The organism is Pseudoclavibacter sp. VKM Ac-2867, assembly GCF_015351275.1.
Classification (GTDB): domain Bacteria; phylum Actinomycetota; class Actinomycetes; order Actinomycetales; family Microbacteriaceae; genus Pseudoclavibacter.
In genome coordinates, this window is the sequence record NZ_JADKSL010000003.1 from 113,455 (window position 1) to 134,801 (window position 21,347).

Here is a 21,347-nt window from a genome sequence, read left to right on the forward strand (position 1 = left end):
TCGGCTTAGCACGACAAGAAGAAGTGATCCGGAGCAAAAAATGAAGAACATGCAGCAGCCGTCATCGATGCCAGCGCACCGTTACGTCCCGCACCACGAGCAGATCGCCGTCGACCTGCCCGACCGCACCTGGCCCTCCAAGCGCATCGAGCGTGCACCTCGCTGGTGTGCCGTCGACCTGCGCGATGGAAACCAGGCGCTCATCGACCCGATGTCCCCGGAACGCAAGCGCGCGCTCTTCGACCTCCTGGTCCGCATGGGGTACAAGGAGATCGAGGTCGGGTTCCCCTCGGCCAGTCAGACAGACTTCGACTTCGTTCGCTCGCTGATCGAAGAGAACGTCATCCCGGACGACGTGACGATCCAGGTCCTCACGCAGGCGCGTGGCCACCTGATCACCCGCACCTTCGAGTCGCTGAAGGGTGCGAAGCAGGCGATCGTGCACCTGTACAACTCGACCAGCGTCCTGCAGCGCGAGGTCGTGTTCCGCAAGGACCGCCAGGGCATCATCGACATCGCCCTCGAGGGAGTTCGTCTGTGCCGCGAGGCCGAGGCGATCGTTCCCGACACGAAGATCTACTACGAGTACTCGCCGGAGAGCTACACGGGCACGGAGCTCGACTTCGCGGTCGATATCTGCAACCAGGTCATCGAGGGCTTCGACGCGAGCCCAGAACGTCCCGTCATCATCAACCTGCCGGCGACCGTCGAGATGTCCACACCGAACATCTACGCGGACTCGATCGAGTGGATGCATCGCAACCTGACTCGGCGAGAGAGCGTCGTGCTCTCCCTGCATCCCCACAACGACCGCGGCACGGGTGTCGCCGCCGCCGAACTCGGCTACCTCGCTGGCGCCGACCGCATCGAGGGGTGCCTCTTCGGAAACGGCGAGCGCACGGGAAACGTCGACCTGGTCACGCTCGGCGTGAACATGTTCACCCAGGGCATCGACCCGCAGATCGACTTCTCCGACATCGACGGCATCCGCCGCACGGTCGAGTACTGCACGCAGCTGCCCGTCGGGGAGCGCGCCCCCTGGGGTGGCGACCTGGTCTACACGGCCTTCTCTGGCTCGCACCAGGACGCGATCAAGAAGGGCTTCGAGGCCATGGCCGCGAAGGCCGACGCGCTCGGCGTGTCTGTCGACGAGCTCACGTGGGAGGTTCCGTACCTGCCCGTTGACCCTCGCGACCTCGGCCGGAGCTACGAAGCCGTCATCCGCGTGAACTCCCAGTCCGGCAAGGGCGGAGTCGCCTACCTGCTCAAGGAGCACCACAACCTCGACCTGCCGCGACGTCTGCAGATCGAGTTCTCCGGGGTTGTCCAGAACAAGACCGATTCGGAGGGCGGCGAGGTCTCGACCGACGCCATCTGGCGCATCTTCAACGACGAGTACCTGCCCGCGGAGAGCGAGCAGCACAAGTGGGGTCGTTTCGAGCTGTTCCGCACGGCGACGAGCTCAGCGCTCGACGGAGCCGTCGATCTGAGCGTCTCGCTGCGCGACGGGTCGGGAGTGGCCGAGCACGCCTCGCAGGGCAACGGGCCGCTTGACGCCTTCATGAAGCTGCTGGGGCAGCAGGGCCTGCAGGTCGAGCTGCTCGACTACGTCGAGCACTCACTGTCCGTCGGTGGCGACGCACGCGCCGCGGCCTACATCGAGCTCGACGTCGCGGGCGTGCGCCTCTGGGGAGTCGGTATCGACAGCGACATCTCGACGGCGTCGCTCAAGGCGATCGTCTCTGGCGTGAATAGGGCGCTGCGTGGCGAGACCGAAGCCGAGCTCGATGCTCAGCTGACGACGGTCGCCTAAGCGCAACCGTCACGTTCAACGGGCGAGCACCCGGCCGGAGGTCACTCCGAGTTCGAGTTGCTCGCCCGTTTCTGTTCGATGATGTCGATCGGTCGGGTGTCGGGGGCGTGCAGGCCCGACGCCTCGAGAATCTCCTGGTCGGTGAAGGGCAGCTCCCGTTCGGGCCTGCCCGTCCGGGGTGACCTTCGTATTCGCGGCATCTTCAGCGCGATCTGCTCGGGCAGACTGAGCCCGAACCAGACGCTGGCCATGCGCACGGCGAAGGTCACCGCGACGCAGATCACGATGCCGATGATCTGGGAGACGCCGAACGCGTCGGCGAGCACAAACGCTGCGCTGCCTGCTGTCGCGGCCACGGCGTAGAGGGAGCCGACGAAGAGGATGCCGACGGGCATCCCGAGCAGCATGTCGCGGACCACGCCGCCGCCGGCTGCGGTCACGGTTCCCACGAGCAGCGTCGGCAGGATCGGCAGGTCGAAGTTCATCGCCTTGAGCGTGCCGACCGCGCAGAAGAAGCCGAGCGCCGCGGCGTCGAGGACCGAGACCAGGCCGTCCATGCGTCGGAGCAGTCGCTGCAGGAGCATTCCGCCGAGTGCCGCCGCGCCAGCTGTGAAGAGGAACCATTCCGTCTCCATGCTCACCGGACGGATGCCGAGAAGGAGATCGCGGATGATGCCGCCGCCGAGGCCGACGGTGATGCCGATGATGACGACGCCGAGCCAGTCGAGCTTCTTGTCGCGGAACTGCTCGGCGACCATGGCCGCGGTGATCGCGCCGATGGCGATGGCCGTGAGGTCCAGCCAGAGGGGGAGCGTCGTGGCGGGCGAATCCATGGTCCCAATGCTCCCACAGCGCCGCGATGGGCCCAGTCACGCGTGGTTCACGGCTCTCGCTGCTCGGAGGGCCATACTGGGTTGATGCCCACCTATCGTGACGAGGCGGTTGTCCTTCGAACCCAGCGTCTCGGCGAAGCCGACCGCATCGTCACACTGCTCGGCAAGGAGCGCGGCAAGGTGCGGGCTGTGGCTCGCGGGGTTCGCCGGACGTCGTCGAAGTTCGGCGCTCGGCTCGAGCCGTTCATGGTCGTGGACGTGCAGTGCTACGCGGGTCGCAATCTCGATACCGTCACGCAGGCTGTGACGCTCGCCGCGTACGGTCGGGACCTGGTCGAGGACTACTCCAGATACTCGGCCGCGTCCGTCATCGTCGAGGCCGCCGAGCGAGTGGCCGAGGCTGAGCCGTCGCCCCAGCAGTACACGCTTGTCATCGGAGCCTTGCGAGCGCTCACCCTTGGCGCGAGGGCGTCCCAGGACATCCTCGACTCGTACCTGCTCCGCTCGCTCTCGCTCGCCGGCTGGGCCCCCGCGCTCGATGACTGTGCGAGGTGCGGGGCAGCAGGGCCGCATCAGCGGTTCAGCGTGCAGCTCGGGGGAGTCGTGTGCCAACGATGCACTCCTGCGGGGATCGTGCGAGTGGACGAGCCCACGGTGCAGGCGGTGCGCGCGCTGCTGTCCGGCGATTGGGCCATGCTCGATGACATCGAGGTCTCGGCCAGGGCACGTGCCAGTGGGATCGTCTCGGCCTACTCGCAGCACTATCTCGACAAGAAGCTCAGATCGATGCAGGTCCTCGAACACGACCGCCTGCTCGGACGACTGGAGCCGGCGACCGCGGTCACTGCGAGCGGTGCGAGCGGCGGGGCAAGCAACGCAGACAGTGACCCGGGCGCTGAGCCCGGCACGGAGGAGATGGCATGAGCCGGAGCAGGCAGACGCAGAAGTTCAAGCCGGTCGACTGGACGGGCGTCTATCCGCCGGAGTTCGAGGCGTCAGAGGTCCCGTCGCATGTGGCGGTCGTCATGGATGGCAACGGTCGCTGGGCGAACCAGCGAGGTCTCCCACGGATCGAGGGCCACCGAGCGGGTGAAGCGGCCCTCCTCGACGTCGTCGCGGGCGCGCTGCAGGTTGGGGTGAAGCACCTCAGCGCCTACGCGTTCTCCACGGAGAACTGGAAACGCTCACCCGAGGAAGTGCGCTTCCTCATGGGGTTCAACAGGGATGTCCTTCATCGGCAGCGCGATCAGCTGAACGAGTGGGGTGTGCGCATCCGCTGGGCTGGCCGTGAGCCGCGCTTGTGGAAGTCGGTCATCAAGGACCTGCAGCTTGCCGAGCGCCTCACGAAGGACAACACGCGGATGACGCTTACGATGTGCGTGAACTACGGCGGGCGCCTTGAGATCGCCGACGCCGTGAAGCGCATCGCGGAAGAGGTTCGAGAGGGCAGGCTGCGACCGGAGCGCGTCACGGAGCAGACCATCGCCAAGTACCTCTACGACCCGGAGATGCCGGATGTCGATCTCTTCGTGCGATCGAGCGGCGAGCAGCGGACGAGCAACTTCTTGCTCTGGCAGGCTGCCTACGCGGAGATGTGCTTCCTCAATACGCTCTGGCCGGATTTCTCTCGCACCGACCTCTGGGAGGCGATCGAGCGCTACGCGGGCCGGGAGCGCAGGTTCGGGGGCGCCGTGGACGCGCCGACTCGTGTCGACGCCCCCGCCCCGACCGAGGTCAGCTGATACGGCGAGGGCGGGCGCGCCGCGAGATCAGCGGAATTCGACGGTGACCTTCTCTCCGTCGACCGCGAAGCTCCCTCGCTCCCAGATCGTGTCCGAGCCCTTCGTCGTTCGCCCACTCTCTCCTGTCGAGGTGTAGACCGCGAGACCTCCCTCGATCTCGAAGGAGTCGGAGGCACCGCTGACCGTCACGGTCGGATAGGTGGCGACGCTCCAGTTCACGCTTCGATTCGCGCCGTAGACGTAGGTGCTGAAGGGGCATCCGACGGGAGCCGCGTCCGTTGAGGAGGCACACTCGTCGATCCTGGCGGTGACCGCGGATTCCACCGCGGTCTGCAACGCCTCGGTCGGCGTGTAGACGACATTGCGGTCTGCGACGTGGTCGTCGGCAATAGTGCCGACTCGTACCGGCTGGTTCGAGGTGGAGTAGAACTCGGAGGTCGTTCCCGTGACGGGGTAGATCGCCGGGTAAGCGTCGAACTGCACCCAGCTCACCGGCTGACTGCCCTCCCAGGTTCGTGAGGAGACGGGGTCCGGGGTCACCGTGACGGAGCCGATCGTGAGATCCATGGCATGGCTCGTGCCGACGGCCGAGGCGAAGACCAGGGGCGTGAGGATTTGCCAGTGCTCGAGCACCAGGAACTCGTTCTCGACGCGTTCGGCAACGAGCACGGCGGTCTCCGTCGTCCCTCCAAGTCTGTAGGTGACCTGCAGGTTCTTGGTCTCGCGGGCTGACCCAACCGCTGCGGGCGTCGACGGCGCCAACCAGGTCTCGGTGGCGGGTGTCGTGGCGGCTTCGAGCTGGATGATGTCGAGGACGGTGATCCGCTCGGTTGCCGCGGCCAGCATCTCGTCGCTCAGGTACTGTCGCTGAGCGCTCTCGATGTTGGGGTCGACGAGTTCGCCGGCCAGGCTCGCGTCGCCGTCGGCGATGGCCTGCACGTAGCGGCGGGCTTCCGCGATCGCGCCGCGTTGGTGGTTGACGGTGGTGACCGCAATGGCGGTTGCCGCGATGATGACCATCGTGACGGCGAGAGCGGCGCCAGCGCGACGCAGCCTTCGGCGCGCGGGCGCTCCGAACTGCCGAGCAGTCCCTGCAGGTGGGGTGGATGCGGAGGGCTGCGCGATCAGTGCTGGACGTGTCTCCGAACCGGTGGCAGCAGGCGCACGCCCACGGTCGAGACGCGCGCGCAGGCTGACCGCACGGGAATGGAGCCGCGGTGCGATGATCCTGAGTCGGCGCGGCAGCGCCCACGCGAGGAGCTCGACTGCCAGCGCCCAGATCGCGAAGAGCGCCGGAGTCCAGAACGCCGGCCTGACGCTGATCGTGAGGTCGCCGAGCGAGAATCCGAGTGCCGATGCCGATCCGCTGAGCACCACCGGCAGAAGCATGGACGTGAGGATCGTCCAGGTGAGCAGGGCGGCGGCCGGCAGGCGCCAGAGGCTCGACCATTGGGGGAAGCGTGTCTCGGGCCGACGGACCCCGATGAGCATGGCACTCGCGACTGTCGCGGCGACAACCGGGAGAAGCGCGAGCCAAGCGTGGGGGAGCTCAGGCGAGAAGACCGACGCGACTGTGCTCGGCGTGAAGGGGATGCTCACGGCGATGGCACCCAGATGGCCGAGGATCAGCGCGGTGAGGGCGACGTGCGGTGCCGCGGCCAGAAGTACCGGCACCGCCGTCCACGGGCTCTCCGACTGTGCGACGCCGAGGATCATCGCGACGACGCCGAGGAGCGAGCCGGCCACTGCGAGCGCCCCGGTGTAGATGCCGAGCTCCGTGCGGAGGAGGCGCAGCTCTCGTGACCGCGAGCCGAGCGGCGGCGTCTGAGGTGCTTCACCAGGACGGCCTCGTGCGGCAAGAGATCGCCCGAGCCATCCGGTCACGAAGACCGACGTGAACGCGACAGGCGCGAGTGCCGGGCTCAGTGCAGTGACGGTGGCAGCCGCGCCCGCGGTGTCGAGACGCAGGCCGGGTGCTGCGACGCAGAGGAGGAGGACCGCGAACGTTCCGCTCGAGACTGCGGCTGCTGCGAGCCTGCCGCGCCTGCCTCCATCCGTTCCGCGCCGCTCGAGCCCGTAGGCCGTCGCGAGGCTCACGGCCAGGACGAACGCCAGGGACGCCAGAGGCCACAGTCCGAGCACCAGGCCGCTCTCGCCTGTCATGGAGAAGCCGCCAACTGATTCGACGGCCACTCGAAGCTGGCCTGAGAAGGGGAGCGACGTGAGCAGGAGGACGAATTGCCAGAGCAGCTCGAATCCCGACGCTGCGTTCGAGGGGCCGGGCTGACTGTCCGGCGCCAGATCGCTGACAAGGAGGGCCGACGCGGAGCTCAACGCGGCTCCGCTGAAGAGCGCGGCGACGACGCAGGCTGCTGCGTGCAGTGCACTCGAGGTGATGAGGTTCTTGTCGACAGCGCTGGTCAGCGCTGATGTGGGAGTCACAGAGGGTGCCCTTCGGATGCGCGACGTCCTGGGGGACAACGCCATTCGAATGTTCAGATGATTCGCGACATCGTTGCAGACCTCCGAGCAGGCGAGGTGCCCCAGAAGCGGATCTGTGGACAACGTCTCGCGGACGGCCTTCCGGCATAGAGCCGCTCACGAGCCTGGCGCTTGACTAGACTGACGACTTGCGGCGGACACGACCCTGGGTTCGCCTTCGACACCTCAGCAGGAGTTTCTCTCAATGGCGCAAACCACGCTCGACAAGGTCATCGCTCTCGCGAAGCGGCGGGGCTTCGTCTTCCAAGCGGGCGAGATCTATGGAGGCACTCGCGCCTCTTGGGACTACGGCCCCCTTGGCGTCGAACTCAAGGAGAACATCAAGAAGCAGTGGTGGCAGACGTTCGTCCGTGGCCGTGCGGACATGGTGGGACTCGACTCCTCGATCATCCTGCCCAAGGCGGTCTGGGAGGCATCCGGCCACGTCGCTACCTTCACCGACCCGCTGGTCGAGTGCCTGAGCTGCCACAAGCGCCACCGCCAGGACCACCTCATCGAGGCGTTCGAGGCGAAGAAGAACCGCGCGCCGGAAGGCATGTCGGACATCGTCTGCCCTGACTGCGGGACCAAGGGGCAGTGGACCGAACCTCAGCTGTTCTCGGGCCTCGTCAAGACCTACCTCGGTCCCGTCGACAACGAGGCGGGACTGCACTACATGCGTCCCGAGACCGCTCAGGGCATCTTCGTGAACTTCAACAACGTGCTCACCACGTCGAGGAAGAAGCCTCCCTTCGGCATCGGTCAGGTCGGAAAGGCGTTCCGCAACGAGATCACGCCGGGGAACTTCATCTTCCGCACGCGTGAGTTCGAGCAGATGGAGATCGAGTTCTTCGTGCACCCGGATGAGGCGCAGAAGTGGTTCGAGGACTGGGTCGAGGCGTGCTGGAACTGGTTCACGGACCTCGGGTTGAACCCCGACAACATGCGGCGCTTCGATGTCCCCAAGGAAGAGCGCGCGCACTACTCGGCCGGAACGATCGACTTCGAGTACCAGTTCGGCTTCAAGGGAACCGGCTGGGGCGAGCTCATGGGTGTCGCGAACCGCACCGACTACGACCTCACGTCGCACTCGACCGCGTCGGGCACCGGCCTCAACTACTTCGATCAGGCCTCGGGAGAGCGCTACACACCGTTCGTGATCGAGCCGAGCTTCGGCCTGACGCGATCCATGATGGCGTTCCTCGTCGACTCCTACGTGGAAGAGGAGGCGCCGAACGCCAAGGGTGGCGTGGATATCCGCACCGTTCTGCGGCTCGACCCGCGCCTCGCGCCCATCAAGGTCGCGGTGCTGCCGCTGAGTCGTGACGAGCGCCTCAGCCCCGTCGCGCGCGAACTGGGTGACAAGCTCCGCAGGCACTGGAACATCGACGTCGACGACGCGGGCCAGATCGGTCGCAGGTACCGCCGCCAGGATGAGATCGGCACGCCGTTCTGTGTGACGGTCGACTTCGACACACTCGAGGACAACGCTGTGACGGTCCGCGAACGCGACTCGATGGCCCAGGAGCGAGTCGCCCTGGACCAGCTCGAGACGTACCTCGCGGGTCGTCTGCTCGGAGCTTGACCGCACCTTCCGAGTGAACCAGGACTCAGTGAGAACCGGTGAGCGCCCGTCCGCGAGAACGCGGGCGGGTCGCTCGTTGCGGCCCGGGCTCCTGGCGATCGCGGCAGTGCTTGTCCTGCTCGCGGTGGTCAGCTATGTGTTCATCTCCGCCCGAGCTACCGACCGAGGATCCGCCACCTTGGATGCCCCGGCGGCGATCCCCGATTGGCGGGGACCGGCGTCGGAGCTGCTCCCACGCGGCTCGGTGAGCGTCGGTGGTGTGCAGCTGTCGGCAAGCGAGATCCAGTGCGGCCTGCCGCGGCACGATTGGCGGGGCGGCAGCGCGAGCGCCGCTGGCCAGTTCTGCGTCGTCGACGTCGATCTCCGAAATGGGAGCGGCGAGTCGATCTCCCTCGCGCCCGACGTCTTCGAACTCGCGGACGCGGCGGGGGAGACATCGATCGCAGACGACGAGACCACCGCCTACGGCACGGACCTGCCTGCTGGACCCGCGGCCGACAAGCAGCTCCCACCGTTCACCTCCACCCGCATCCATCTGGTCTTCGATGTCTCGACCTCGGCGGTTGGTCCGATGGAGCTGCGGTTCGAGCCTGCTCCCGAGCTGAAGATCGTCATCTGAGGCGACGAGCGTCTCCTGTCCGAACGTGTCGGGGCGGGCGTGCGAAAGTCGCCTCGACCTGCGAGAATTGATCGGTTATGACCTTGACTGCACTCGACTCGAAGCCGCTGCGCATCGGCCCTCTGGTTCTCGACGTTCCAGTTGTGCTCGCGCCCATGGCGGGCATCACGAATTCCGCCTTCCGGCGCCTCTGCCGTGAGTACGGCGCGGGCCTCTACGTCTCGGAGATGATCACCTCGCGCGCGCTCGTCGAGCGGACGCCCGTGACCATGCGCCTCATCGAGCACCACGAGTCGGAGGAGGTCCGGAGCATCCAGCTCTACGGAGTCGACCCCAAGACCGTCCGCGAGGCCGTCACGATGCTGGTGGCCGAGGACCGAGCGGATCACATCGATCTCAACTTCGGGTGCCCTGTGCCCAAGGTCACGAAGCGAGGAGGCGGGGCGGCGCTGCCGTGGAAGACCTCCCTCTTCCGGGCCATCGTCGAGGGAGCAGCAGAGGCCTCCGGTGACATCCCGCTCACGATCAAGATGCGCAAGGGCATCGACGACGATCACCTGACCTACCTGGAGGCCGGCCGTATCGCGGAGGGCGCTGGCGTCGCAGCCGTCGCGCTCCATGGGCGCACGGCCTCGCAGTTCTACTCGGGGCAGGCTGACTGGGATGCCATCGGCGAGCTCAAGGAGACCGTCACGAGCATCCCGGTGCTCGGCAACGGCGATATCTGGGCGGGTGAGGATGCCTTGCGGATGATGGAGCAGACCGGATGCGACGGTGTCGTGGTCGGGCGCGGCTGCCTCGGACGCCCCTGGCTCTTCGGCGACCTCACTGCTGCCTTCCGCGGCGACGCGACGCGCATCCAGCCGACGCTCGGGGCCGTGGGGGATGCGATCCGTCGACACACCGAGCTCCTCGCCGAGTTCCACCAGGAGGAGGCTCGTGCCTGCCGCGAGATGCGCAAGCACATGTCGTGGTACCTCAAGGGCTACCCAGTGGGCTCCGATGTACGCTCCGGTCTCGCGCTCATGTCGACGCTCGAGGAGCTCGACGGGCTCCTGGCTCAGCTCGACCGCGACCAGGCCTACCCGGGGCAGGACGCCGAGGGCCCCCGCGGGCGAGCGGGAACCCCCAAGCGGCCGTCGCTGCCGGACCGCTGGCTCGAGTCTCGCGAGCTCAACGAGGACCAGAAGGCGAACATCTCCGCCGCCGAGCTGTCCCACTCGGGAGGCTGAGGGTGACGCTTCCCCCTGAGCCGATCGACCGGAGTCCCTACGGCGACCACGATCGAGAGCGATTCCTTCCCGAGCACCACGAGAACCGTCGACGTTCGACGTTCGCCAGGGACCGGGCACGGCTCGTCCACTCGAGCGCTCTGCGCAGACTGGCGGCCAAGACGCAGGTGCTCTCGCCGACGGCCGGTATCGACGCTGCCCGCAACCGCCTGACGCACTCCCTCGAGGTCGCGCAGGTGGGACGCGAGATCGCTGGCACGCTCGAACTCGATCCCGACATCGTGGACACGGCATGCCTGGCCCACGACCTCGGGCATCCGCCGTTCGGGCACAACGGCGAGAAGGCGCTCAATGAGTGGGCGCAGGACATCGGCGGGTTCGAGGGCAACGCCCAGACCCTCCGCATCGTCGCCCGCCTTGAGCCGAAGGTGTTCGGTCCTGACGGTCAGCACTACGGACTCAACCTCACTCGGGCGAGCCTCGACGCGAGCTGCAAGTACCCGTGGACGCGGGAGGCGGGGGCGGAGCGCGGCACTGGGAAGTTCGGCGTGTACGCCGACGACCGCCCGGTCTTCGACTGGGTGCGACAGGGCGCGCCTGAGGGGCGAACCAGCATCGAGGCCCAGGTCATGGACCTGAGCGACGACATCGCCTACTCCGTGCACGACCTCGAAGACGCCATCGTGGAGTCGTTCGTCTCGCTCCCCGAACTCGACGACCTCGCCAATCGTCCGGCGATCCTGTACGCCGCCGCCGACTGGTCGGGCTCGAAGTTCTCCGAGGAGGAACTCGACGAGGCGTTCACTCGCCTGCAGGCGCAGCCCTACTGGATGCGCGAGTACGACGGGTCGAGGGTCGCGCAGGCGGGGCTCAAGAACCTGACGTCGCAGCTCATCGGTCGCTTCGCGAAGGCCGCGACGGCCGCCACCTGGGCCGCGCAGCCGGGGGAGTCGCTCATCCGGTACCGGGCCTCGCTGGTCGTGCCACGTGAGATCCGCGCCGAGATCGCGCTGCTCAAGGGCATCGTCGCGGGCTTCGTCATGTCGCTGGATGCGCGTCGGCCGATCTACGAGCACCAGCGGAAGATCCTGGTCGAACTCTCGGACATGTTCTGGCAGACCGGCGATCAGCACCTCGACGCAGCGTTCGCCGCCGATTTCCGGGCGGCCGGTGACGACACCGAGCGCAAGCGGGTCGTCGTCGACCAGGTCGCGAACCTCACCGACAAGGGCGCCCTCGTCTGGCACGACCGGCTCGCTGCAGCGTCGGAGGTGCCGTCTAGGGTGGCTTCATGGCACTGATCCGCAAGAGCGATATCGAGGAAGTTCGCTCTCGCACGGACATCTCCGAGATCGTCGGCGACCATGTCACCCTCAAAAACGCGGGGATCGGGTCGAAGAAGGGGCTCTGCCCGTTCCATGACGAGCGCACGCCGAGCTTCCACGTGAGGCCGCAGCTCGGCTACTACCACTGCTTCGGATGCGGTGAGTCCGGTGACGTCTTCACGTTCCTGCAGAAGATCGACCACGTCACCTTCTCCGAGGCCGTCGAGCGCCTCGCCGGTCGCCTCGGGTACGCCCTCACGTACGAAGACGGCGGTCATGCACCAGACCACTCGAAGCGTCTCCGGCTGCTGCAGGCGCACACGGCTGCCGAGGCCTACTACCGCGAGCAGCTGCAGGCGCCCGGGGCGGAAGCGGCTCGTGAGTTCCTGGGCGGGCGCGGGTTCGATCCAAGTGCCGCGGCCATGTTCGGTGTGGGGTACGCGCCGCAGGGTTGGGACTCCCTGTCGAAGCACCTCGCGGGCCTCGGCTTCACGACGCCGGAGCTGAAGGAGTCGGGGCTGCTCTCGACCAACGAGCGCGGATCGAGCTACGACCGCTTCCGCGGCCGGGTCATGTGGCCCATCCGCGACACCTCTGGTCAGACGGTGGGGTTCGGGGCGCGAAAGCTCTACGAGGACGACAAGGGGCCGAAGTACCTCAACACCCCCGAGTCGCCGATCTACCACAAGGCGCAGGTCCTCTACGGACTCGACGTCGCGAAGCGGGAGATCGCCAAACAGCGCCGGGTCGTCGTCGTCGAGGGGTACACCGACGTCATGGCCGCGCATCTCGCGGGGGTGCAGACGGCGGTCGCCACGTGTGGAACATCGTTCGGCGTCGACCACATCAAGGTGCTGCGCAGGATCATGGACGATGAATCCGCCGGCGGACAGGTGATCTTCACGTTCGACCCGGACGAGGCGGGCAAGAAGGCCGCGATGCGTGCGTTCGCGGAGGAGCAGCGCTTCGTGGCGCAGACGTTCGTCGCCGTCGCGCGTGACGGGCTCGACCCCTGCGACCTCCGTCTTGCGCGGGGCGATGCTGCCGTGCGCGAGCTCATCGACCATCCCATGCCGATGTACGAGTTCGTCATCTCGCAGCAGCTGCTCGGGCACGACCTCGACACCGTCGAGGGGAGGGTCGCCGCCCTCCGGCAGGCGGCTCCCGTGGTCGCCGGCATCCGCGACCCTGCGATGAGGCCCGGCTATTCGAGGCGCCTTGCGGGAATGCTCGGGATCGACCTCGTGCAGGTGGAGCAGGCCGTGCGCGCGGCGAGGGGGGCCAGCAAGAACGCGCCGCGCGGGCAGGCGGCGACCCGCGCTCCGGCTCGTGTGCCCGACCAGCGCTCTCGGCCGGGTGGGCAGCGCGGTCCGTCCTCCGGTCACTTCGAGGAGGAGCCGCCGTTCCCAGACGGTGAGGGGTACGACTTCCCGCCGGACACAAGCGACTTCGGCGGCGGCGCAGTGCGCGCGGTGCGCATGAGCGACCTGCCGAACGATCCCGTCACTCGCCTCGAGCGCGACACGCTGATGGCGGTGCTGCAGCACCCGAGACGACTCTCCGACGAGCGCTTCCAGCAGGTCATGGCTGCGGGCTTCACGAATGCGTCGCTCTCGACGGTGCGCGATGGCATCGTCGCGACCCGAGACTCCCTCGGCTCGGTGGAATGGATCACGCGGATCGGGGAGGAAGTGCCGCAGGCGTTCACGACGCTCGTGACCGAGCTGGCCATGGCGTCGATTCCCGCGGGGAGCAAGGACGAGCAGATCGACCTGTATGTCCGGTCGCTGAGCGCATCGCTGGTGGAACGCGACCTCCTGCGGAGGAAGGCCGAGCTGCTGGGTACGCTGCAGCGAACGGATGGGCGTGCAGAGCCGGAGCGCTTCCGGTCGCTGAACGAGCAGCTCATGTCGATCGAGAATCAGAAGCGCGAGCTGCGCGAAGGCTAGGCTCGCACGGTGGGCTCGTTGCTCGAAGGCCGAGCGACGGGTGTTCCGGCGGGTTCGGAGAACAAAAGGGGAGACCAGGCATGGCAACGAGCGCAGATCATCAACGGGCCGTCGTCGCTGACGACCTGTCGATCTCCTACATCGAGCACGGGTCGAATCGGAAGCACGAAGCCGTCAGCGGCATCTCGTTCGAGCTCGAGGCCGGTGAGATCCTGGGCGTCGTGGGCACCGCAGGGTCCGGCAAGTCCGCCCTGGGGCGCATCCTGTCCGGCCGTCGCCGTCCCGGCAAGGGGGAGTGGCCGTTCATCACGGGCGGCACGCTCGAGGTCGTCGGCATGGACCTGCGTCACCCGTCGCGACTCGACCGCCGGCGCATCGATCTGGACATCGGCTACCTCGCGCAGGACTCCGGCGACCAGCTGCGCAACGACCTGACGGTTGCCGAGAACATCGCGGAGCCCATCCTGTCGCGTGATCGCTCGTTCGACCGGAAGCGTCTCGGGCGAGCTGCGGCCATGCTCATCGACGCGGTCGACCTCGAGCTCGGCATGCTCGGCAAGTTCCCCTTCGAGCTGTCGAGAGGTCAGCGTCAGCGCGTCGCGTTTGCGCAGGCCCTCATCGTGGAGCCAAGCGTGCTGGTCGTCGATGAGCCGGCGCAGGGCGTCGACATCATCGCGAGGCCGGCGCTCTTCAGCTTGCTCGAGCGCATCAACGTGGCCCGCAACTGCACGATGATCCTGCTGAGCCACGATCTCCGCGCGATCGAGCGTCTGACGAAGAACGTGCTGGTGCTCGATCGCGGCTTCGTGCTTGCCCGTGGCACCATCGACGAGGTCCTCGCCGACCCGCATCACGCCTACCTGAAGCGCATGCGTGAGGCGCGCGAGTACGCGCTGACGCCCCTACCAGGGCTTGTCGAGCGAGAGACGCTCGCAGCGATGGATCTCGTGGCTGATGGCCTGTTCGGCGACCCCGACGTGGAGCAGCAGAGCGCGGATGCCGAGCGCACCGCCCGCGAGCAGCTCGTGTCCCAGCGCGCGGAATTCGCGCGCTTCCAGACTGACGAAGACGGCACCGAGAAGGAGTAGCAGCGGATGAGCGCGAGCAGCACGCAGGTTCAGCACACGGCGAGGTTGGCTGAGGAGGCGACCCAGCTCGAGGGGGATGCTCGCCCTGAAACCGGGGCAGTAACGCTGCTCCCCGAAGGGGATGCTGCCCCGTTCGCTGACGCGGTCGTCGCGAACGGCGGACGACTTGTGGACCTCGGCCCGGAGACTCGGGGGATCGTCTACCTGTCCGCATCCAAGGTGCAGGGGCTGATCGACGCCCTCGAGGCGAACCCGCAGGTCACCTGGGTGCAGCTGCCCTTCGCTGGCATCGACAACTTCGCGGCCAGGCTGAAGCCGCACGCCGAGCGCGGGGTGCTCTTCACCTCTGCGAAGGGGGCGTACGCCGAGCCTGTCGCGGAGCATGCGCTTGCGCTGACGCTCGGCCTGCTCCGTGAGTTCCCTCGGCGCCTTTCCGCACACACGTGGGAGAAGAAGACGGGCACCTCGCTGTACGGCAGGCACGTCGTCATCATCGGTGCTGGCGGTATCGCGCTCGAGCTCCTCGACCTGCTCAAGCCCTTCCGCGTGACGACGACGATCGTCCGGGCTCGCGACCTGCCGGTTGAGGGTTCCACTCGCACCGTGACCGCAGACAGGCTCGATGAGGTGCTGCCTGATGCGGACGTCGTCATCGTCGCCGCGGCGGCGACCGAGGAGACGCGCGGACTCATCAACGAGCAGCGCCTGCGTGCCATGAAGGAGGCCGCTGTGCTCGTCAACATCGCCAGGGGGCCGCTGGTCGACCCTGACGCGCTCCAGGTGGCGCTCGAGGAGTCCTGGATCGCTGGGGCCGGTCTCGACGTCACCTCGCCCGAGCCGCTGCCGGACGGGCACCCGCTGTGGACCACGCCGCGCCTCATCATCACGCCGCACGCGGCGGATACGCCTGAGATGGTGCAGCCGCTGCTCCAGGAGCGTGTGCGACGCAACGTGGAGGCGTTCGTGTCCACGGGCCGGTTCGTGGGCATCGCGGACCCGGTTCGGGGCTACTGAGGAGGGCTCGAAGACGGCAGCTTCGCGGCACGCGCGACACGCCAGCGGCTCGATTTCGCATTCGGGCGAAGGTGTTGCTAGTCTCTTCGAGTTGCCAATCCCTGATAGCTCAATTGGCAGAGCAGCCGGCTGTTAACCGGCAGGTTGATGGTTCGAGTCCATCTCAGGGAGCTGTGAAACCCCCGTACTTCCGCCGAAGTACGGGGGTTTTTCATGCTCAGAACACGCCGAATCAGGCTTATAGGAAAAAACGTGTGGATGAGCTCGCGCGTGTCATGATCGTCCGGCCCAGCCTGTCCGGCTCCAGAGACCTTCCTCGGCGCTGAGGGTGGTGTCGTAGAACGCGACCAGGGCGCCCTGTTCGGGAGAATCATCGGCTGCGGCGCTCGGTGCAGGGATCACGGAGTGGAGGGTCTTCGGGATGAGCTTGTAGGCGTGCTCGGTGGTGAGCTCCAGCGTGTAGAGGAACCATTCGGCGGCGCGTTTCATGTGGGCCTCGCTCATCCCTCGGTGGTTGCGCAGCGTGGTGCGGATGCCGTTGTTGATGCCGCCCTCGAGCGGGCTCGTGGTGCGCGCGTTCCCGTGAGACACGAACGTGAACAGGTGCCCGCTGCCGGAGAGGCGGCTCAGGAACGCGGTCGTCGAGAACGGCTCGCTGGTCCGGGCTCCCGTAATTTCGCTTGCGTTCAATCCAGTGCCTCAGCGCGCTCGGGGGGATTCCGGCCGGGAATGTCGCCATGCTCGGCAACGTAGGCCTCCAGATCGGATACTCGCACGAGGAACGCCTCGGTGACGAGGCCACGTGGCCGTCGCCGACTCCGAGGGGCGTGTGCGCGGCGACGTTCGCCGCTCCCGTGACTACCTGCCCATCGACGACGAGCAGCTGGGACCCATACTGGACGATGGCTCGCTCCTGGACGATGAACGCCTTTGCTTTGGGGGTGATGCGCTCGAAGCCCCAACCGAGCCGCGCGATCAGCTGGCCTCGGCTGTTGCGGCCGAGGCCGATAGGTGCGAGCGGGTGCTTGCCGGCGGTCAGCTTCACGAGCGCATGCCGAATACCGGCGTCCCTCATCTGCTCTAGCGCGGAGAGCGTGTCCTCGTCGTCGCCGGTGCAGACGAGCGCCCGGGCGGCGTGTGCGCGGACGACGGCGGAGTGGGCGTAGTTGCCCATGCCACGGACCGTAGTGATGCGTTCACTCTCGAAGATGCCACCGACACGGCGCGCGTGCTGCAGCTCCTCAAACGTGCTGAGCTCCCCGGAGGCGAGGTTGCGTGCAGTCGGAGGCCTCATGGTGTCGACCACCCAGAGGTGTGCGAGATCCGTGACGGCGAGTACCGCGTCGAGGCGCGAGGCCTGCTCGTAGAAGAGCTCGTCGTCGGCCTCGGCGCCTGGTTGCTCTGGGATGTGCTTGGCCCAGGGTGCCTGAAGTTCGAGCGCTCGAACGCGTTTGGCTGGAGCCCAAGTGGCCGGTGGTGGCCCTGGACGGTTGAAGCTGCTGAGCGTTACCAGCACCTCGGCACTCACCAGAAGATCCCCTCGGCTTCGGTGGTGACATAGGTGAGAATCCCGTGCTTCTGCGCGGCCGCAACCGCGGACTGGGTGCCACGGGATCCCGGACATGGGAACGCGAGGCACACGTTCGCGCCGAGAGCGGCCATGCGTTGGTTGCGGACGGGACCGGCGCGCTTGCCGCCGTCACGCTTCCATCGCGCCGCGTAGCGTTCCACGTCCTACTCGCGCTCGTAGGCGATCCCGTCCGCGATGAGGTCCGCGCCGGTCGGGCATCCGCCGTGGACGAGGACCACTGGGAGGTCCTGTCCATTCAGCATCGCGCACACCTGGTCAATGGCGGCTGCGACGAGAGCCCGGTCCGCCCAGTCACGAGAACCGGTAATGAGGATGCGAAAGCGCCGCTCGGTCGGGGGCGACTGTCGGTCGAGTTCGTCTCCGAGGCCGTGGAAGTAGCGACCGAGCGCGTGCGGACACGACACGGCCGACTCAGTCAGCGCGTCCGGGGATCCGAGGGCAAGGATTGCGGGGCTGAGCATGTGCTATCGATGCGTCAGGTCGGCGAGCGCGTGGAAGACCTTTTCGACGTGCTGCGGCGGCACTCCTGGCACCTGCTGGAGGACGCGGTCGGCGGGGTGCTCACCGTTCAGGAAGTAGGGGTCGTTCATGACTGGTTCCGTTCTGCGGTGCTCGCTCGGTGTCATGAGCGGTCCACCGCTGCGAGCACGGCCTGGAGGGTGTCGCCGATGCTTCGGCCGGTCGCCAGGCAGGCGTCGACGTCGTCCATCGCCCGGTGGCCCGTGGATGGTGCGACCCGGTCGATGTCGAGGCCGGAGTAGCGGGCGAGGAACAGCTCGACGCTGGTGAGGTCCACGCTGCGATGATGGAGCTTCGCGAAGGTCAGCGGGAGGTGCTCGCGCAGGAAGTTGCGATCGAGGGTGATCGAGTTGCCGACGAGCAGCAGCGGGACGCCGTCTGCGTGCAACTCGAGGTAGGCGGCAATGCGCGCGTCAACGTCGGAGATGGTCAGGCTGGCACGGTCGACTTGGGCGATGAGGCCACTGTTCGTGTGCATCTCCACGACGAAGTCGTTCATTCGGTCGCGCCACGGGAACACGGGGAAGATCGAATCCCCGGGGCTCCCCTGGGCGACCACGAGTGAGATCCCGTCGTCGACGGGGGAAAGGTCGTTCGTGACGACGCGGGCGGCGACGTCGAGGACGAGGCCGGCCTGCTCATCGAGACCGGTGGTCTCCAGGTCGATGCAAACCATGAGGGACGGGTGCTGATCGCAACTGCTCATGCTCTCCTATGCGGAGGGTCGCGCGGAGCACTGGATTCTTGATTCGTCGCGCGGGTTTGGGGGCCCGATCCGGCTTATGTACCTGGTCGGGCCCCACAGACGAGTGCTTTAGGCGGGCCAGCTGATGGTTACGAAGCCGCTGCCACCACTGCTCGGAGGCGAGAAAGTCCCGCCGTTGGATGCGGCACCCTGTGTGCTGGTGGCGATGAGGGTCGGATTCGAGACGACGAAGTTCGATCCCGCGCCGCCGCCGCTGCCCGCGGCAGAAGCATTCGAGTTCGCGGTGTCCCAGATGCGTGCGGCACTTCCACCGCCTCCGCCCGCGTAACCTCCGCCGCCACCGCCAGAGGAGGATCCGGTCGGTGCCGAGTTGGTGCCACTTACCGAGGCGCCGGTGCCGCCATTGCCGCCAGCGTTTGCACCTGTTCCGGAGTTTCCGCCGGCCGTGCCGAAGGTTCTGGCGATGTTGGTGTTGTTGGAGGTACCTGCGACTCCTGCTGCGCCTCCCGTGGCTCCTGTCGCGGAGGTGCCACCGGTCTGTTGGACGTTGAAGCCGTTGAAGTCTGCTCGCGAGCCACCGCCCGTCGCTGTTCCGGGGCTTGCACCATTCCCGCCGTATATCCCAGTGATATTCGCGTTGCTCGCGTTTGCGTCTGCGGACCCGCCACCGCCTCCGCCACCCGCCACTGCGACGAGAGTGGTGCCCAGGCGAAGTGCGCTGCCGGCGCCACCTGCACCGCCTGTTGACGAGACGCTTGAAGGCGTCGCCGGGTCTTGGGAGACGCCTCCGTTGCCGTAGCCCTGTCCGCCAACTGCTGCTATGTCGGGTGAGGATGGGCCGGATCGTCCGCCGCTGGCGGCGATGACGTTGAACGTTTGGCCAGGTGTCACGTTGAGCGTGGCGGTCACGAGAGCGCCGGCCGCTCCACGGCCTTGTTGTGTCATCTGGCCATTGAAGCTGCGCCCGGCTCCGCCGCCGCCACCGGCGATCGACACAGTGATCTTCGTGATGCACGGGGGCACGATCCAAGTACCGGTGACGGCAGCGGTGCCAGCGGTTCCTCCGTTGAAGGTGATCGTGCCCGTCTCTCCACAGGAGGCGGCTGCGAACGGGGCTACAGCTCCGGTCGCGATGATGGGTACCGACCAGGCTCCGGCAGTAAGGAGAGTCCGGCGTGCGGGATTGGATTCTGAGGGGGTGGTGGTCATGGGTCCTCTTCGATGTGGCGGGCCGGTTCGGGTTCCCGGCCTGGACGGTCAAAACGTGCTTCGGGCCACGGGCCCGCTCATCGACGCCCGGCCCGGGAAATGTGCAGGCCAGTGCGAGGTAGCCTCAGTCGGTCGCGCACACTCCTGGGACTGTGGGGTCGTTCGCCAGATTAGAAGCCGGCTAGGGCTTGCCTAGATCGCCAAGACAAACTGACGCGGATGCAGTACCTGCCAGCGCGCACGTGCGGGCCACCAAGAACGACGGCAGGGGCGTCATCGGAACGCGGCGCTGTTCAAGATTGCGGCTCGAGCCCGGATTTCTGCCCTGTGGTGTCGTCAATCAGCTTGTCGACGTCAACGGTGACGGCGACATCGACTGGACTTGGAACGCGGAGGGTTTGTGCCGCGTGTTCGCCTGACTCGAGCGCGCGCTGCTCAGCCAGGGCGCGTTGGAGTGACCTCACGGAGCCGAAGCCAGAGAGCTTGGCGACTCTCGCGAGTTCTGCTCCTGTTGGACGAGCTTCGCGGAGATGGGCATTGGCCAAATTCACTCTGGTTCGACGCAAGAGCTGGCCGGGAGTGGTTCCGGTGCCATCAAAGACAGCATGTAGGCGAGACTTTGACATTGCGAGGTCAGTAGCCAGGTGTCTGATTGTGAATGAGGGGTCCGTGGCGTTCGCATCGATCACGGCCATGGCACGCCCGATTTCCTCGGACTGGGCGTAGGACGTGAAGGAGTACCGGTCTCTTGCCGTTGAGTCCAGCGAAGCGGCGAGAAGGTTCTCGAGACCCCGCCTCCAAGCAGGGAATGCTGCCGATGCCTCCGTAATGGGAGAGGCCAGCGATGCATGGGCCGCGCTGATGAAAATGGAGGCGATTGTGGAAGTGACGCTGACGGGTGTGCTGTTTCTGAGCAAGTCCGGGTTCTGAACCGTTAGCCGAGTCTTGAGCGTCGCCAGCACAACTCGTGACGCGGGCTCGTGGGTGATCAGCGAGAACATATCTGCATTGCCGTGGACAACGTGGTCGCCAGGGCGAAGGGTGTGCGTGCCGACGTCATTCACCACCTGGTGGTCGCCAGAGACGCCTACGACGACGAGCGCCCGGACGTTCGGTTCGGTGTCCGAACCGATGATCTCGATCTCAGCCGGCGTGTGCCAGATGCGGCCAATGGCGAAGGTATCCGTCCAGATGAGATCTGCATTCAGGCGGAATGTCCCTCGGTAGGAGCGCACGTGCCAACCGCGCTTGCTGAGCCAGTCCACGGCATCCGGGCCAGTGAGGTGTACGTCGCGGTCATCCGGCACTCGATCTTCTTTCGCTGGGGGGAGCGTCCCGGAAGGGACCAGGGAACTGTTGGGCACCGGGCGAACCTTCGGCAACTCCAGTGACGAAAAATCCTGTCCCGGTGTCAGCGAATCCGCGAGTCGACGCGAATGTCTCAATTCGCGGGAACAGGCCTCGCGTATATCCCATGAGTGGGGAGCTCATCAGGATCTCGGCGTGTTCCTCTCAGCGATGCTATGCGCCTGGGGTCATCCACGTGCGTGTTCGGATGCTTGAAGTCCCCACCTCGAGCGACCGTGCCAAATCGTCCTCGAGTTCGACGCGAAAGTCCACGATGTGTCGTTCGTTTCACCG

At 66.7% G+C, this 21,347-nt stretch carries 20 protein-coding genes and 1 tRNA gene; 12 read left to right on the forward strand and 9 right to left on the reverse strand.

The genetic code is table 11. The features are described from left to right. The first annotated feature begins 40 nt into the window (after positions 1-40). On the forward strand, positions 41-1,813 hold the full coding sequence (leuA, locus tag ITJ67_RS04895) for a 2-isopropylmalate synthase (protein WP_104298654.1): 1,773 nt from the start codon (positions 41-43) through the stop codon (positions 1,811-1,813). Positions 1,814-1,854: 41 nt separating this feature from the next. Here leuA and ITJ67_RS04900 read toward each other — a convergent pair whose 3' ends face one another. Further along, positions 1,855-2,646, reverse strand: coding sequence for a trimeric intracellular cation channel family protein (locus ITJ67_RS04900; RefSeq protein ID WP_194676941.1), 792 nt, complete (start codon positions 2,644-2,646; stop codon positions 1,855-1,857). 84 nt (positions 2,647-2,730) lie between these two features. Between ITJ67_RS04900 and recO the strand changes: the two genes are divergently transcribed. Next, complete coding sequence (recO, locus tag ITJ67_RS04905) at positions 2,731-3,570, forward strand: DNA repair protein RecO (RefSeq protein WP_194676942.1); 840 nt, start codon at positions 2,731-2,733, stop codon at positions 3,568-3,570. Beyond that, positions 3,567-4,388 carry an isoprenyl transferase gene (locus tag ITJ67_RS04910; protein ID WP_160072101.1) on the forward strand — a complete coding sequence of 274 codons (822 nt, stop codon included), beginning with the start codon at positions 3,567-3,569 and terminating at the stop codon, positions 4,386-4,388. The genes recO and ITJ67_RS04910 overlap by 4 nt, the downstream gene beginning before the upstream one ends. A gap of 27 nt (positions 4,389-4,415) precedes the next feature. Here the strand turns inward: ITJ67_RS04910 and ITJ67_RS04915 are convergent, their stop codons facing one another. After that, positions 4,416-6,830 carry a hypothetical protein gene (locus ITJ67_RS04915; RefSeq protein ID WP_194676943.1) on the reverse strand — a complete coding sequence of 805 codons (2,415 nt, stop codon included), beginning with the start codon at positions 6,828-6,830 and terminating at the stop codon, positions 4,416-4,418. 244 nt (positions 6,831-7,074) lie between these two features. On the opposite strand from ITJ67_RS04915, the gene ITJ67_RS04920 reads away from it, so the two are divergent. From ITJ67_RS04920 to ITJ67_RS04955, 8 genes are all read left to right on the forward strand, one after another. Continuing rightward, positions 7,075-8,454, forward strand: coding sequence for a glycine--tRNA ligase (locus tag ITJ67_RS04920; RefSeq protein WP_194676944.1), 1,380 nt, complete (start codon positions 7,075-7,077; stop codon positions 8,452-8,454). Between the two features lie 28 nt (positions 8,455-8,482). Then, positions 8,483-9,073: a DUF4352 domain-containing protein gene (locus ITJ67_RS04925; protein ID WP_194676945.1), complete on the forward strand. Its 591-nt coding sequence runs from the start codon at positions 8,483-8,485 to the stop codon at positions 9,071-9,073. Between the two features lie 77 nt (positions 9,074-9,150). Beyond that, entirely contained in the window at positions 9,151-10,305 is a 1,155-nt protein-coding gene (gene dusB / locus ITJ67_RS04930) for a tRNA dihydrouridine synthase DusB (protein ID WP_194676946.1), read from the forward strand. A gap of 2 nt (positions 10,306-10,307) precedes the next feature. Continuing rightward, entirely contained in the window at positions 10,308-11,606 is a 1,299-nt protein-coding gene (locus ITJ67_RS04935) for a deoxyguanosinetriphosphate triphosphohydrolase (protein ID WP_236558441.1), read from the forward strand. After that, positions 11,597-13,579, forward strand: coding sequence for a DNA primase (gene dnaG / locus ITJ67_RS04940; protein WP_194676947.1), 1,983 nt, complete (start codon positions 11,597-11,599; stop codon positions 13,577-13,579). Before ITJ67_RS04935 ends, dnaG begins: the two co-directional genes overlap by 10 nt. 80 nt (positions 13,580-13,659) lie before the next feature. Beyond that, positions 13,660-14,667: an ATP-binding cassette domain-containing protein gene (locus ITJ67_RS04945; RefSeq protein WP_160072089.1), complete on the forward strand. Its 1,008-nt coding sequence runs from the start codon at positions 13,660-13,662 to the stop codon at positions 14,665-14,667. Between the two features lie 6 nt (positions 14,668-14,673). Beyond that, positions 14,674-15,681: an NAD(P)-dependent oxidoreductase gene (locus ITJ67_RS04950; protein ID WP_194676948.1), complete on the forward strand. Its 1,008-nt coding sequence runs from the start codon at positions 14,674-14,676 to the stop codon at positions 15,679-15,681. Between the two features lie 98 nt (positions 15,682-15,779). Beyond that, positions 15,780-15,852: transfer RNA gene (locus ITJ67_RS04955), tRNA-Asn, on the forward strand. A 102-nt stretch (positions 15,853-15,954) separates the two neighbouring features. Here the strand turns inward: ITJ67_RS04955 and ITJ67_RS04960 are convergent. After that, positions 15,955-16,371, reverse strand: a complete 417-nt coding sequence (locus tag ITJ67_RS04960) for a hypothetical protein (protein ID WP_194676949.1) — start codon at positions 16,369-16,371, stop codon at positions 15,955-15,957. Positions 16,372-16,483: 112 nt separating this feature from the next. On the opposite strand from ITJ67_RS04960, the gene ITJ67_RS04965 reads away from it, so the two are divergent. Continuing rightward, complete coding sequence (locus ITJ67_RS04965; protein WP_194676950.1) at positions 16,484-16,765, forward strand: hypothetical protein; 282 nt, start codon at positions 16,484-16,486, stop codon at positions 16,763-16,765. A 440-nt stretch (positions 16,766-17,205) separates the two neighbouring features. Here ITJ67_RS04965 and ITJ67_RS04970 read toward each other — a convergent pair whose 3' ends face one another. The 6 genes from ITJ67_RS04970 to ITJ67_RS20200 form a co-directional block, all read right to left on the reverse strand. Next, on the reverse strand, positions 17,206-17,412 hold the full coding sequence (locus ITJ67_RS04970; RefSeq protein WP_194676951.1) for a hypothetical protein: 207 nt from the start codon (positions 17,410-17,412) through the stop codon (positions 17,206-17,208). Positions 17,413-17,415: 3 nt separating this feature from the next. Then, a complete protein-coding gene (locus ITJ67_RS04975; RefSeq protein WP_194676952.1) occupies positions 17,416-17,733 on the reverse strand; it encodes an SLOG family protein in 318 nt (105 codons plus the stop codon). Positions 17,734-17,736: 3 nt separating this feature from the next. Continuing rightward, the gene (locus ITJ67_RS19965; protein WP_267238522.1) at positions 17,737-17,862 is read right to left on the reverse strand and encodes a hypothetical protein; all 126 of its coding nucleotides are present in this window, start codon (positions 17,860-17,862) and stop codon (positions 17,737-17,739) included. A 32-nt stretch (positions 17,863-17,894) separates the two neighbouring features. Continuing rightward, positions 17,895-18,497, reverse strand: coding sequence for an exonuclease domain-containing protein (locus ITJ67_RS04980; RefSeq protein ID WP_194676953.1), 603 nt, complete (start codon positions 18,495-18,497; stop codon positions 17,895-17,897). Positions 18,498-18,605: 108 nt separating this feature from the next. Next, on the reverse strand, positions 18,606-19,706 hold the full coding sequence (locus ITJ67_RS04985) for a hypothetical protein (RefSeq protein ID WP_194676954.1): 1,101 nt from the start codon (positions 19,704-19,706) through the stop codon (positions 18,606-18,608). Between the two features lie 293 nt (positions 19,707-19,999). Continuing rightward, the gene (locus ITJ67_RS20200) at positions 20,000-21,013 is read right to left on the reverse strand and encodes a helix-turn-helix domain-containing protein (RefSeq protein ID WP_194676955.1); all 1,014 of its coding nucleotides are present in this window, start codon (positions 21,011-21,013) and stop codon (positions 20,000-20,002) included. Positions 21,014-21,347: the final 334 nt, after the last annotated feature.